This window comes from Herbaspirillum sp. GCM10030257 (assembly GCF_042666555.1).
Taxonomy (GTDB): Bacteria; Pseudomonadota; Gammaproteobacteria; order Burkholderiales; family Burkholderiaceae_D; genus Noviherbaspirillum.
Genome location: NZ_JBHTDH010000001.1, coordinates 1 through 13,602, shown reverse-complemented (window position 1 = coordinate 13,602; position 13,602 = coordinate 1). Strand labels below are relative to the sequence as shown.

Sequence of the window (13,602 nt, the reverse complement as noted above, 5' to 3'; positions counted from 1 at the left end):
GTGTCAGGGATTGAGTGGCTGGGTTAAAGGGACAGGCATGCGCGATGCAGCGCACGATAAAGAGTTGTTCATTAATAAATTATTGAGCATTGTCCGGTGATATCCATGCGAACATGATGCATGCAATGCTAATCCGGCACGGGAGACATAACAAGAAGCCCGGCGTATATACTGCGTTGCGCGGCGTCTATGGTATGCCACCTGCCATGTATCTCCGTGCATTGCCGTTATTTCTCGCTTGATGCTTTTGAACAGACTCTGCTCCTATCGTTGATGCCCACAGATCCGAACATGCCGCCGCAACCAGAAACCAGGCTTAGCGCGTACTGGCATGCGTCGAAAGAATGTTATCGAATCGCCAATAAGGCGACGCATCACGTGCTTGGTGCGCTGTTCAAGACGGCGGTTGTCCTGTACTTCGTTTTCTGCGGACTGGTGCTCGGGCTGCGCTATGTTGTCCTGCCCAACATCGACAGCTACAAGCCGGAAGTAGAGCAGATGGCCGCGCGCGCCATCGGTAACAAGGTTTCCATTGGCGACATCCAGGCATCCTGGTCCGGTCTGCATCCCCGGCTCTCGCTTGACCAGGTGGTCATCCACGATAAGTTCGGCAATGCCGCGCTAACCCTCCCTAACGTTTCCGCCACGCTGTCCTGGCTGTCGCTGCCAACCGCCGATTTGCGACTCGAACAACTTGTCATCAACAAGCCCGACATGGACGTGCGGCGCGATGCGAACGGCAAGCTGTTTGTGGCCGGCATCGCCATTGATACCGGCAGAACCGGCAGCGACAAAGGCGCCGATTGGGTGTTGTCGCAACGTGAAATCATCATCCGGGATGGACGCGTTCGCTGGAATGACGATCAGCGTGCTGCGCCCGAACTGCCGCTCAATGATGTCAATCTTATCTTGCGTAATCAATGGCGGCATCATCGCTTCTCGTTGCGAGCAACGCCACCCCCAGCGTTCTCCGGTCCGCTCGACGTGCGTGCTGCGTTCGACCATCCTCACTTTGCACGCAAGATTTCCGATGCTGCGGTATGGAAGGGACAGGTCTACGCTGATCTCCACAACACCGACCTGACAGTCTGGAGAACGTATCTGGACTATCCGGTGGACATGCAGCAGGGCAAGGGCTCGGTACGGGCATGGCTGGATTTTGACCGTGCCAAGGTCGCCAACTTTACTGCCGACTTGAGCTTGTCGAACGTGTCGGCAAGACTGCGCGAAGACCTTGAACCCATGAATCTGGTCGAGGTATTGGGACGGATTTCCATCCGGGAGGATTACAACGCCAATGCGCAGGATGGCACGCCGACGTTTGGCCAGAACGGGCATGCCATCTCGCTGACCGACTTTACGCTGCAGACCGACGACGGGCTGTACCTGCCCCGCACTACAATCAGTGAAAGCTATGCGCCGGCCCGCAATGGGCGGCCCGCAAGAACCGAGATCAATGCCCGCTTGCTTGATCTGCAAACTGCCGCCAGTTTCGCCGAACGTTTGCCGCTTCCTGCGGAGCAGCGCCAAATGCTGGCGGATTTTGCGCCACGCGGGCTTCTCAAGGACTTTTCCGCACAGTGGCAGGGCAGCTTTCCGGATATTTCGGCCTACAGTGTCAAAGGCGAATTTGCCGGCCTGTCGCTCAAGCCCTTACCGGCCCGCGAAGCAAGGCCCAGGACTGCCACGTCGCCGGCCCAGGCAGCAGTGCCGGCGATTCCCGGCTTCGATAACCTGACAGGACGTATCGATGCGAACGATCGTGGCGGCTCGTTCAACCTGGCCTCGCGTGATATCGCATTGCAGCTGCCTGGCTATTTCGCCGAGCCGGTGATGCCTTTCGATCGTTTCAGCATGCAGGCAAACTGGACCTTCCAGGAAAACAACAAGCTGCTGCTTGACGTGCAAAAGATGGAATTCATGCAGGGCGAACTGGCGGGTTCCTTCAGCGGCACCCACCTCATGCCCCTCAGTCATCAGGCCGGAAAATCGCGTGGCAATATCGATCTCACCGGAAAACTAAACAAGCTTGAACTGCAGGATATCGGGCGCTATCTGCCCTTGCAGACGCCCAAGTCACTTCATGAATGGCTGACCGGTGCGCTCGTCGGCGGCACGGTAAAAGATGTGCGGCTGAAGTTGAAGGGAGATCTGGCGCAATTTCCTTTTGCGCGAAGCGCCGGCAACGACAAGCCGAAAGGCGAATTCAGCGTCCTCGGCAAGATCGAAAACGGCAAGCTGAACTATGCACCGGATCTGTTTGCGCCGGACGGCAAAACACCCATGTGGCCGCTGATCGACGGCATCAATGGCACCATCGCATTTGACCGGGCGCGCATGGAAATCGTGGCTGCCAACGCCAGGACTTCAGGTACCACGCTGTCCAACGTCAAGGCGGTGATTCCCGATCTGGACCAGCACGACAACATGGTGCTGGATGTGAATGGTGAAGCCGCCGGACCGCTGCAAAACTTTTTACGCTTCACCAATGAAAGCCCGGTCGCAGGCTGGATCGATCATTTCACCGAAGACACCAAGGCTACTGGCAATGCCAGGCTGGCGCTGGACCTGCAACTGCCGTTACAGCATCTGCGTGACGCTAAAGTAAAGGGCGCGCTCCAGTTCGCTGGAAACAACGTGGACCTGATCAAGTTCATGCCGCCGTTAATGGGTACGACCGGCAAGCTGGAGTTTTCCGAGAAGGGTTTTAATCTCGCTGGAATCAAGGCCAACTTCCTCGGTGGACCGGCCGCTGTTGCCGGTGGCACCCAGCGCGACGGCGGTATCGTGGTCAGGGCGGATGGCACCCTGTCGGTGGACGGATTGCGCAAGATTTACACAACACCGCTGACCCAGCGCTCATCCGAGCGGATCAGCGGCGGCACACGGTACACCACCACGATTCGCGTCAAGAACAAGCGGCCGGAAATTGTGGTCGAGTCCAATCTGGTTGGTGTCGGTCTCGACTTCCCGGCGCCGCTCAGGAAGGCAAGCGGCGACAGCATGCCATTCCGCTTCGAGCTTATCGGACTACCATCAAACGACGCTGCCTTAGTGCGCGACGAGATGAAGCTGTCACTCGGTTCCTCCATTTCGGCAAGATACGAGCGGCAGAAGGGTACTGAAAAGGATGCGGAGTGGCGCGTGCTGCGTGGCGGTATCGGCGTCAACGTGCCGGCACCGCAACCGGATAATGGCTTGATCGTCCATGCCAGCATGAAGTCGCTGGATATCGACGCGTGGCGTCGCGCGCTGACGTCGGTGGTTGCCGCGGTGCGGCAGGACGATGCGCAAAGTACACAGAGTACACAGAGTACACAGAGTACACAGAGTACACAGAGTACACAGAGTCAGCCGGACTCCCTCGGCATCGCCCAGTACATTGATCCCGAAGTACTCGCCGCGAATGCGACCGAGTTGATCGTGCTTGGCCGCAAGCTCGACAATGTCGTGGTCGGCGCGTCACATCAAAAAGGCCAGTGGCAAGCCAGTATTGATTCCGACCAGGCTTCCGGCTATGTGACCTGGATGGAACCACGTTTCCGGCAGGGCTCGGGACGGGTCACGGCAAGGCTGGCGTCGCTCATCATTCCACAATCCGCCGCCTCCGACGTCACAGAGCTGCTCGAAGGAAAGAACACCACGACGCAGATGCCCGCGCTCGATATCGTTGCTGAAAACTTCGAGTTGTTTGGCAAGAAATTCGGGCACCTGGAAGTCGCCGCACAGAATGCGCGCGGGCCGAACGGGCGCGAATGGCGAATCAACAAGCTATCCATCGCCAACCCGGACGGAGAATTCAATGCGACCGGCCGTTGGGCCAGCAAGGACGGCGAGAGTTTGTCCAGCCTCGCCTACAAGATGAAAATCGCCGATGCCGGCCGCCTGCTCGAACGTTTCGGGTTTCAGAACGTACTGCGCGGCGGGAAGGGCGAGATGAAAGGCGAAATCAGTTGGAAGGGCTTGCCGTTTTCGCTGGATATTCCCTCGCTCGCCGGGGACATGCATCTTGACCTGACGGCCGGACAATTTCTGAAAGTCGATCCGGCAGCCGCCAAGTTGCTTGGCGTGCTTAGCCTGCAATCATTGCCGCGCCGCTTGGTACTGGATTTCCGGGATGTGTTTTCCGAAGGTTTTGCCTTCGATGGCGTCAGCGCAACGGCAAACATCACGCAGGGCGTCGTGCATACCGATAATTTCAAGATGCGTGGCGTAGCGGCGACGGTTTTGATGGATGGCACAGCGGATATCGCGCAAGAAGCGCAGAATCTGCATGTGGTCGTGATCCCGGATATCAATGTCGGCGCAGCGTCGGTTGTCTACGGCCTGGCAGTCAATCCTGTCATCGGCGTGGGAACTTTCCTGGCGCAACTTTTCCTGCGCGAGCCGCTGATGAAGGCCTTCACTTTTGAGTATCAGGTGACTGGCCCGTGGAAGGATCCGGTGGTCACCAAAATGTTGCGAAAACCCGCCACACCGAACGGCGAGGCGGCAAACAATGTCGGAACCAAAGGCTGAGATCATGACGCAATCCGCACGATCCACAAAAATTGCTGCCATCCAGATGGTATCCACGCCCGTCGTGGAAGAAAATTTCGCCAGTGCCCGCAGGCTGGTTGCCGATGCCGCGCGCCAGGGTGCCCAACTCGTGCTGCTGCCCGAATACTGGCCCATTATGGGCATGAAAGACTCGGACAAGCTGGCGCATGCCGAGCAGACCGGTGCAGGCCCGATCCAGGAAACCATGTCTGAACTTGCGCGCGAACACAAGATCTGGCTGGTAGGCGGCACCCTCCCCATGGCCGCCCCGGAAGACGGCAAGGTGCTCAATACCTTGATGGTCTATAACCCCGATGGCGAACAGGCGAGCCGTTACGACAAGATCCACCTGTTCAGCTTTACCAAGGGCGAAGAGTTCTACGATGAAGCGCGGACCATCGTCCATGGCGAGCGTGTGACCACCTTCGACGCGCCATTCGGTAAGGTCGGCCTTTCGGTATGCTATGACCTGCGGTTCCCCGAGTTGTATCGCGCGATGGGCGACTGTGCATTGATCGTCATGCCAGCGGCATTTACCTATACCACTGGGCGTGCGCATTGGGAAATCCTGTTACGCGCACGTGCCATCGAGAATCAATGTTATGTCCTTGCCGCGGCCCAAGGAGGCAAGCATCAGAATGGACGACGTACCTGGGGACACAGCATGCTGGTCGATCCCTGGGGTGAAGTGAAGAGCGTGCTGCCCGAAGGCGAAGGCGTGGTCATCGGCGATCTTGACATCTCACAACTGCAAGGTGTGCGTGAAAGTTTGCCGGCGCTGATGCACCGTAAGCTGTAAGCGTGCCACCAAGCAATTGCTGACTGGATTCCTGAACCCGTCCAACCGAATCATGCGATGGGACGGTGGCCCGGCAGATGCTCTACAATCGCATATCGTATCCAGTCAACGCATTCACGCGAAGAGACAATAAAACATGAAGCTATTCGAACCCAATCTTCAAACCCTTGCCATTGCCCGCGATGTCCTGCTGACACCTTTCGGTCTGGATGAAGCCAAGCTGATCAAAACGCTGGACGAGATCTTTACGCATCGGGTCGATTACGCTGACCTGTATTTCCAGTTTACAAAAAACGAAGGCTGGAGCCTGGAAGAGGGCATCGTCAAGACGGGCAGCTTTTCGATTGATCAGGGTGTCGGAGTGCGCGCAGTGTCTGGTGACAAGACGGCATTTTCCTATTCCGACGAAATTTCGGAACAGGCGCTTCTGGATGCGGCGGCGGCAACACGCACCATTGCGCGTCAGGGTGCCGGCAAGGTCAAGGTGGCTTCATCGATTCAGCCTGTTGGCGGACGGTCCCTGTATCTGCCAAACGATCCCTTGTCATCGCTGACCGCGACAGAGAAGGTGAAGGTGCTGGAAAAGATCGAACGCATTGCGCGGGCAAAGGATCCTCGCGTGGTGCAGGTCATGGCCTCCCTTGCGGGTGAATACGATGTCGTGCTCGTGGTACGCAGCGACGGTGTGCTGGCGGCGGACATCAGGCCATTGGTCCGCATGTCGATTACCGTCATCGCCGAACAGAATGGTCGGCGCGAAGTCGGTTCCAGCGGCGGCGGCGGCCGTTATGATTTCAATTACTTCACCGATGAACTACTGGAAAAATACGCGAGCGATGCGGTCTCGACGGCGATCGTGAACCTGGATGCGCGCCCTGCGCCGGCAGGACCGATGACCGTGGTGCTGGGTCCCGGCTGGCCAGGCGTACTGTTGCACGAAGCAATTGGCCATGGACTGGAAGGTGACTTCAACCGCAAGGGTGCCAGCGCGTTTTCGGGCCGCATTGGCGAGCGGGTTGCGGCCAAGGGCGTGACCGTCGTGGACGACGGCACTATCACCGACCGGCGCGGTTCGCTCAATATTGACGACGAAGGCACGCCGACGCAATGCACGACCCTGATCGAAGACGGCATACTCAAGGGCTATATCCAGGACACGATGAACGCACGCCTGATGAATATGTCCGTGACTGGCAACGCACGTCGCGAGTCCTATGCGCACCTGCCGATGCCCCGTATGACCAACACCTACATGCTGGGTGGCGACAAAGACCCGCAGGAAATCATCGCCTCGGTTAAAAATGGCTTGTATGCCGTCAACTTTGCCGGCGGCCAGGTAGATATTACCAATGGCAAGTTCGTGTTTTCCGCCAGTGAAGCCTACATGATCGAAGATGGCAAGATCAGCTATCCGGTCAAAGGTGCCACCCTGATCGGCAATGGGCCGGATGTGCTCAACCGTGTGTCATTGATCGGCAATGACATGAGGCTAGATAGCGGCATCGGGGTCTGCGGCAAGGAAGGCCAGAGCGTTCCCGTAGGCGTCGGTCAGCCGACATTGCGTATCGATGGCATGACGGTCGGCGGTACAGCGTAATTTGCAGAAAAGAAAACCGGTTAGCGTGCGACCTTTTCCAGGTGGCACACTAACCGGTTAATTTTTTTGCAGAGCCGTTTCGTGCTGCCGAGGGTGTTTTATCTACGTAAGGCAGCGCGTCCGTCACCGTAATGATGGTAGCCCCGATGGTGATGGTGCTGATGGTGATGCGGCCGCGGCGCAGGAGACTGATAGTAGATAACCGGCGGTGGCGCTATCGGATAGGCCTGTGTCGGCGCAACGTAGTAACTTGGCGCCGGGTAGTAATACACCGGAGGCGAAGGAAATGCCGATGGTGGCCGACCGTAAGGCCCATAATCAACCTGCGGCTGCTGGTAAACCACACCCGGCTGCACATAAACTGGTCCGCCGACAGACACGGACCAGTGGACGTTGCCTCCCGCGAATGCCGGTGTCGACCAAGCTGACAGGGCAAGGCTTGCAGCGGCTGCTAACCTGAAATACTTCATCATGCATCGCTCCTTTGTCCTTTATATTAAAGGACAAACTCACTACGACTGCCGGGAATCTTTGTAACAAGAGTCGTATGGGCAAGAATCTGTTGCACCGAGGCTGACTGATTTCGGCGGTGCTGCGCAAGCCAGGGTCGGCGCGAGAAGACCTTAGTCACTCCAGAGCTTGCCGCCGGTAGCCCAATCTTCTTTCTTTACTTCTTGAATGATGATGTCAACCGATTCCGGCTTGCATGCCAGGGTCGCAACCGCCGCTTCAGTCACTGCCTTGGCAAAAGCGCGTTTCTGTTCCAGCGTCCGTCCTTCAAACATCTGTACGTTAATTGTCGGCATGAATTGTCCTTCCAGTTTATTGTTGATAAGAAGCGGATACGGCATCAAGCATCCGTAGCAATGCCGGCCATTCGAGTTCGCCTTCGGGCGAGCCGTCGCCGAGCAGGTCACGGTGTGTCTTGACGCAAGTCTCGTGATCGGGCAGAACCAGCTTTGCGCCGCCAGTCTGTGCCTTAAGCTGGATCTCGCATGCCTTGTCCAGCGACTCCATGAGCACATAAGCTTCGGCCACCGTCCGGCCGCACACAAGTGTACCGTGATTGCGCAACATCATCGCCGGGTAGCCGCCAAGCCGGTCGACGAGTCGCCGCTGCTCGCTTGGAGACAGTGCGAGTCCTTCATAGGTATGGTAACCAAGCTGGCCATGGAAACGCAGCGCATGCTGCGAGAGTGGCAGCAATCCCGCTTCCTGCGCACCGACCGCGATACCGTTGACATTATGCAGGTGCATCACGCATTGTGCATCGGCGCGCGCCGCATGCACCGCTGCATGGATGGCGAATCCGGTGACGTTGATGCGATATCCGTGATCGCCGATAATGCGGCCCTGTAAGTCGATTTTGACGAGACTGGACGCCCGGATTTCATCAAAGCGATAGCCGAAAGGGTTGATCAGAAAACGCCCCGGCTCATTCGGTACCGCAGCCGAGATATGCGTATAGATCAGGTCATCCCAACCCTTGATCGCACATAGCCGGTAGCAGGCGGCCAGGTCACGGCGCATCTGCCATTCTTCCTTGCTGATCGCTTCACCGGCAAGTTTGCCGCCTTGGTATATGAAATTCGATTCCATCGTGGATCACCATAATGAAAACGCCCGGCAATGCCGGGCCGTTAAGCAATCGAGCGTAACAACGTATGAAACAGACGTTGTCCGCCCACGCGTCATCACATCGTCAAGCTATCAGAAACGGTGGCGGACACCGACACCAAAGCTGTTGCCGCTATCGCGGTTAGTGATACGGTCATTCATGACAACTCCATACAGGTCGGTACGCTTGGACAGGTCATAGTCGTAGCCCACCGCTGTTGTGTTGCGCTTCTGGTCCGGACCGAAGGCTACACCGTCACGCCTGGTCTGCGCCCACGCCAGCTGCACCTTGCCAGGGCCTGCCGGGACGGTCGCGCCCAGGGACAAGGTCTTGTCGTCCAGATCGATGTTATGCGAAGTATGGCCGTAAGTCGCAAACAACTTAGCGATTTTCAGATCGTAGCTGCCTCCCACCATCCACGCAGTCTGGCGTGCTGCGAATGCACCGGTTGCGAGCGGGATATTGCCGCCCGGTTGAACGTTACCTGCCGGGACGTTGAGCGGATTATTGATCTCAACGTTGTGGTAGAAGGCAGTCAACGCCAATGGACCCGCGAAATACAGTGCATTGATGCCGATGTTGTTGCGACCAGTACTGCCGGCGACTTCGCCGAACTGGTAGTGCACGTTGGCGGTCAGCCCACCGAAGCTTGGTGTCTGGTAACGGATGGAATTGCTCCAGCCGGTGTCCCCGACGATGGAGTTAGTCCAGCCCGATGCATTAAACAGCGGCACATCTGCGTGTAGGAGCAATGGCGAGAACGTGTAGGAATCGCCAAACGGATTGAACAGGATGGTCGGCAGGAAGTGCGGAGCCAGTTCACGGCCAAAGGACACCGCACCAAAACCGCCCGACAGGCCGACGTTGGCGTCGCGTGAAAACAGCGTGTCGCCGGGGAAGCGGCCCTGTGTGCCCGTGTCCGCCTGGATGAAGCTGGTCAGCAGGAAGTTGGCCTTCAGGCCGCCACCCAGGTCCTCCGAACCCTTGAAACCAAACCACGAAGTTGTCATGCCGCCGTTATTGACCACCGAGCGTGAGCGCGCATCGCCGGCGTTGCGCATCGAACCAGCATAAACATCAACGAGACCAGTGAAGGTGACATTGGTTTGCGCGCTGGCCGGAATGGCAACCGCACCGCCCATTACAGCTGCGAGCAGTAGCTTTTTTAGTTTGTTATGTTGCATGACATCTCCTGTTGTGATGCAGATTGAATAAGCCGGGTGTGCCCCCGGACGGTGAAACCCTCCGGGCTACCTGTATGAATTGCATTGCTTATCTACTTTTCTATACCGGCAGCCATTCTACTTTTCATTGCTTTATTCTGGACAAGGAAATGCCAAATCTTCATGTCGTTGTGCTATCGGCGCAACGCTGCGGCGGGTGCCGCAGCCTGTCATTTTTATACGGCGACAGCTTCCGGTTTGGTTGGCTGAGGTCCGCGCGCATGGACCTGCTTGCCGGCGCTGTAAGTTGCGGCCACAGTGCGGTCATCGCCAAGCAAGGCAAGGGCAAACAGTAATTCCTCCAGGCTTTCCGTGCGCGAGGTGCGGCGGGAGAGGAGGGGGGTTGCATGCGGGTCGAGGACGACGAAATCGGCCTCGACACCAGTTGCAAAATTGCCAATCGTTCCTTCCAGTTGCATGCTTCGTGCGTTACCGAGTGTCGCCATGTAGAACATGCGCAAAGCCGGAAGATAAGTGCCACCCATACGGGCGACCTTGTACACTTCATTCATGGTCTGCAGCATCGAGAACGATGTGCCGCCGCCAACGTCGGTCGCCAGCGACAAGGGAACCTGCGCAGCGTCCGCGCGTGCAAAGTCGAACAGGCCGCTGCCCAGAAAGAGATTGGACGTCGGGCAGATCGATGCCGCTGACTGAGTTTCGCGCATGCGCGCGCGATCATGGTCGTCCAGCCAGATGCAGTGCGCATACATTGCCCGCGGACGCATCATGCCGTAGTGGTCGTACACATCCAGATAGCTGCGCGCCTCCGGGAACAGCGATTTGACCCACGCGACTTCATCGGTGTTTTCGGCGACGTGGGTTTGCAGGAAGGTGTCGGGATAGGTCTGAGCAAGTTCACCGGCCAGCTGCAATTGCGCCTCGGTCGAAGTTGGCGCAAAGCGCGGCGTGATCGCATACAGTTGCCGGCCTCGCTTGTGCCATGTGCGAATCAGGTCTTCACTGTCGCGTACGCCGCCTTCCGCTGTGTCGCAAAGAAAGTCGGGACAATTTCGGTCCATCATGATCTTGCCGGCTACCATGCGCAGGTTACGCTTTTCGCTTTCGCCGAAGAAGGCATTGACCGATGTGGGATGCACGGTGCAATACACCATCGCTGTCGTGGTGCCGCAGCGTAGCAATTCATCGAGGAAGAAGCTTGCCACTTCGACGGCATGTTCTTCCTTTTCAAACTTGCGCTCGGTCGGAAACGTATATGTCTCCAGCCAGGGAAGTAGACCAGGTGCCGGCGAGGCGATCATGTCGGTCTGCGGATAGTGGATATGCGTATCGATAAAACCGGGCACGATCAGCTTGCCGCGATAATCCTGGACCTTGACGCCTTCGGGCAGGGTGCCGCTCAATTGGGTATAGTCGCCGGCGGCATAAATGCGGCCATCGGCCACGATCAGCAGGCCGTCTTCATGCCAGCGAAAGGCGTTGTCGTTAAAGGCTGGATCAGCCGTGAAGTGCAGGATGCTGGCGCGGTAAGCCTGGCAGTTTGGGAGTGCTTTAGTCGAGGTCATTACATTCTTTCATTGCTTGGTATTGCATATTGTCGTGCGCAGCCATGACGAAACCGCGCAGGTCTCTGCGCGGCGCATGCCTCATGCGAATTGCCGCCGCTGTGGCTGGGCGAGTTGTGCACATTCTTCCGCTTCCCAGACCTGCAGCAATTGCGCACAGACCGATGCGGCGATGACGGCCGGCTGTTTGCCGGTGATGCCGGGAACACCAATCGGGCAGACCATGTCGGCGATTCGTTCCTGTGCAATACCGCGGTCGCGCAGCCTGTGTTCAAACTGCATGCGCTTGGTTTTTGAACCGATCAAGCCAAACCATCCGGCGTCGGCGCGGCGCAGGATGGCTTCGGACAGGCGTTGGTCGAGCGCATGGGAATGCGTGAGTACAAGATAAGTCGCGCCAGGCGCCACTTCATCGACGACTGCTTCGGGTGCGTCGGTTGCTTCAATCTTGACATTGGCGGGCACGCTCGCAGGGAACATGTCGTCTCGTTCGTCAACCCAGGTGACATGGCAGGGAAGTTCGCCTAGTGCGCGCACGATGGCAGCACCGACGTGCCCCGCGCCGAACAGCACCAGATGCGGCCGATAAGGGCGGCAAGGGTCAGCCAGCCAGGTTTTTCCTTCCGCATCTTTCAGTACATGGCAGGGGCGCTCGACATCAATCGCACCGAGCGTGGCAGGCCAGCTACCGGCAATGCACTTGCCCGATGCATCGAGCATCACGGGCGGGATTGCCGAATCGAGTGCAACCAGTCGCCAGCTGGTTTCGCGTTCGGACCGGCGTTCACCAAGCAGACGAAAATAGTCTGCCTGTGCCCCGTCAATCCGTTCAAACGCGAGATGCACGACGCCGCCGCAGCACTGGCCGAGACTCGGTCCCAATGCAAACCGGCCGATGCGGCGGCTGGCCGCCGGCATCGTCGCGGTCTGGTTGAGCATTTCCCGGGCGATCTCACAGGCACGCATTTCAAGGTGGCCGCCACCAATGGTGTCGACCTGGCCATCACGCGTGACCAGCATCTTGGCGCCCGGTTCACGCGGCCCGGATCCTTCGACCATGGCCACGGTGACCAGCACCGACGGCATTACGTCCCCGGTGGGCGATGTGACTGCTGACAGCCATGCGCTCATGCTGCGCTTGCCCGTACCGCGTCCACGGCGTTCAGGATTGCTTCGCTGGTCGCGGGTGCATTCAACGGTGGATTGACCTTGTAGTCGCCAACGCTCGCCACCGCATCGCGGATCGCGAAGAACACAGAGAAGGGCAGCAACAGAGGTGGTTCACCGACAGCCTTGGAACGATGGATACTGTCAGACGCATTGCGATTCTTGAACAACGCGACACGGAAATCTTCCGGGCAATCGGAGATGCCGGGAATCTTGTAGGTCGACGGTGCATGCGTCATCAGCTTGCCGGCCTTGTTCCACCACAGTTCTTCGGTGGTCAGCCAGCCCATGCCCTGGATGAATGCGCCTTCGACCTGGCCGATATCGATGGCCGGATTGAGCGAATTGCCAGCGTCGTACAGTGCGTCGGCGCGCAGCAGTTTCCACTCGCCGGTCAGGGTATCGACCACGACTTCGGATACCGCAGCGCCGTAGGCGAAGTAAAAGAACGGATTGCCGGTCATCGTCTTCGAATCCCAGTACAAGCCAGGAGTCGCATAGAATCCGTCGGACCACAATTGCACGCGGGCGTTGTAAGCACTGCGGATCAGCGACTCGAAGGATTCCGGCTTGCCATCCACATACATATGGCTGTTGGCGAACTGGATCTTCGATGCATCAACGCCATAGGCTTCGGCAGCGAACGCGGTGAGGCGCTCGCGAATCTGGCGGGCTGCATCCTGAGCGGCCTTGCCGTTGAGGTCGGCACCGGTCGAGGCTGCGGTTGCCGAGGTATTGGCCACCTTGCTGGTATCGGTCGCCGACACCCGCACCCGCGACAAATCGACCCCCAGTTCATGCGCCACCACCTGCGCCACCTTGGTATTGATCCCCTGGCCCATCTCGGTGCCGCCATGGTTGACCAGTACCGAACCATCCACATACACATGCACCAGCGCACCAGCCTGGTTCAGGTGGCTCACATTGAACGCAATGCCAAACTTGACCGGCGTGATCGCCAACCCTTTCTTCAGCACCGGACTGCTTGCATTGAATGCCCTGACCGCTTCCCGCCGTGCCCGGTAGTCGCTGCTCGCTTCGAGCTCACCGACCAGTTCATGGATCACGTTGTCAACCACCTTCTGCCCGTACTGGGTGACATTGCGCCCCTCGGCATCGTTGCGGCCGTAAAA

The 13,602-nt window shown here is 58.1% G+C and carries 10 protein-coding genes; 3 read left to right on the top strand and 7 right to left on the bottom strand.

The annotated features are described in order from the left end of the window. Positions 1-291 precede the first annotated feature (291 nt). The 3 genes from ACFQUU_RS00050 (at position 292) to tldD (ending at position 6,935) form a co-directional block, all read left to right on the top strand. On the top strand, positions 292-4,518 hold the full coding sequence (locus ACFQUU_RS00050; RefSeq protein ID WP_382240813.1) for a YhdP family protein: 4,227 nt from the start codon (positions 292-294) through the stop codon (positions 4,516-4,518). Positions 4,519-4,522: 4 nt separating this feature from the next. After that, positions 4,523-5,338, top strand: coding sequence for a carbon-nitrogen hydrolase family protein (locus ACFQUU_RS00045; RefSeq protein ID WP_382240810.1), 816 nt, complete (start codon positions 4,523-4,525; stop codon positions 5,336-5,338). Between the two features lie 136 nt (positions 5,339-5,474). Continuing rightward, positions 5,475-6,935 (top strand): metalloprotease TldD, encoded by a 1,461-nt coding sequence (gene tldD / locus ACFQUU_RS00040; RefSeq protein WP_382240807.1) that lies wholly within the window; start codon positions 5,475-5,477, stop codon positions 6,933-6,935. Between the two features lie 98 nt (positions 6,936-7,033). On the opposite strand, the gene ACFQUU_RS00035 is transcribed toward tldD, so the two are convergent. From ACFQUU_RS00035 to ACFQUU_RS00005, 7 genes are all read right to left on the bottom strand, one after another. Then, positions 7,034-7,408, bottom strand: a complete 375-nt coding sequence (locus ACFQUU_RS00035) for a hypothetical protein (protein WP_382240804.1) — start codon at positions 7,406-7,408, stop codon at positions 7,034-7,036. A 150-nt stretch (positions 7,409-7,558) separates the two neighbouring features. Next, positions 7,559-7,741: a 4-oxalocrotonate tautomerase gene (locus ACFQUU_RS00030; protein WP_382240801.1), complete on the bottom strand. Its 183-nt coding sequence runs from the start codon at positions 7,739-7,741 to the stop codon at positions 7,559-7,561. Between the two features lie 16 nt (positions 7,742-7,757). Further along, complete coding sequence (locus ACFQUU_RS00025) at positions 7,758-8,534, bottom strand: class II aldolase/adducin family protein (protein ID WP_382240798.1); 777 nt, start codon at positions 8,532-8,534, stop codon at positions 7,758-7,760. Between the two features lie 111 nt (positions 8,535-8,645). Then, positions 8,646-9,737: a porin gene (locus ACFQUU_RS00020; protein WP_382240795.1), complete on the bottom strand. Its 1,092-nt coding sequence runs from the start codon at positions 9,735-9,737 to the stop codon at positions 8,646-8,648. Between the two features lie 215 nt (positions 9,738-9,952). Beyond that, the gene (guaD, locus tag ACFQUU_RS00015) at positions 9,953-11,302 is read right to left on the bottom strand and encodes a guanine deaminase (RefSeq protein WP_382240792.1); all 1,350 of its coding nucleotides are present in this window, start codon (positions 11,300-11,302) and stop codon (positions 9,953-9,955) included. Between the two features lie 81 nt (positions 11,303-11,383). Then, a complete protein-coding gene (gene xdhC / locus ACFQUU_RS00010) occupies positions 11,384-12,433 on the bottom strand; it encodes a xanthine dehydrogenase accessory protein XdhC (RefSeq protein WP_382240789.1) in 1,050 nt (349 codons plus the stop codon). Next, a partial coding sequence (locus ACFQUU_RS00005) for a molybdopterin cofactor-binding domain-containing protein (RefSeq protein WP_382240786.1) occupies positions 12,430-13,602 on the bottom strand: 1,173 nt, incomplete at its 5' end. The genes xdhC and ACFQUU_RS00005, both read right to left, overlap by 4 nt.

What these genes read in the sequence shown, in the direction of transcription:
- ACFQUU_RS00050 (WP_382240813.1), top strand. Translation starts at nt 292, where the DNA reads ATGCCGCCGCAACCAGAAACCAGGCTTAGCGCGTACTGGCATGCGTCG.
- ACFQUU_RS00045 (WP_382240810.1), top strand. Translation starts at nt 4,523, where the DNA reads ATGACGCAATCCGCACGATCCACAAAAATTGCTGCCATCCAGATGGTA.
- tldD (WP_382240807.1), top strand. Translation starts at nt 5,475, where the DNA reads ATGAAGCTATTCGAACCCAATCTTCAAACCCTTGCCATTGCCCGCGAT.
- ACFQUU_RS00035 (WP_382240804.1), bottom strand. Translation starts at nt 7,408, where the DNA reads ATGATGAAGTATTTCAGGTTAGCAGCCGCTGCAAGCCTTGCCCTGTCA.
- ACFQUU_RS00030 (WP_382240801.1), bottom strand. Translation starts at nt 7,741, where the DNA reads ATGCCGACAATTAACGTACAGATGTTTGAAGGACGGACGCTGGAACAG.
- ACFQUU_RS00025 (WP_382240798.1), bottom strand. Translation starts at nt 8,534, where the DNA reads ATGGAATCGAATTTCATATACCAAGGCGGCAAACTTGCCGGTGAAGCG.
- ACFQUU_RS00020 (WP_382240795.1), bottom strand. Translation starts at nt 9,737, where the DNA reads ATGCAACATAACAAACTAAAAAAGCTACTGCTCGCAGCTGTAATGGGC.
- guaD (WP_382240792.1), bottom strand. Translation starts at nt 11,302, where the DNA reads ATGACCTCGACTAAAGCACTCCCAAACTGCCAGGCTTACCGCGCCAGC.
- xdhC (WP_382240789.1), bottom strand. Translation starts at nt 12,433, where the DNA reads ATGAGCGCATGGCTGTCAGCAGTCACATCGCCCACCGGGGACGTAATG.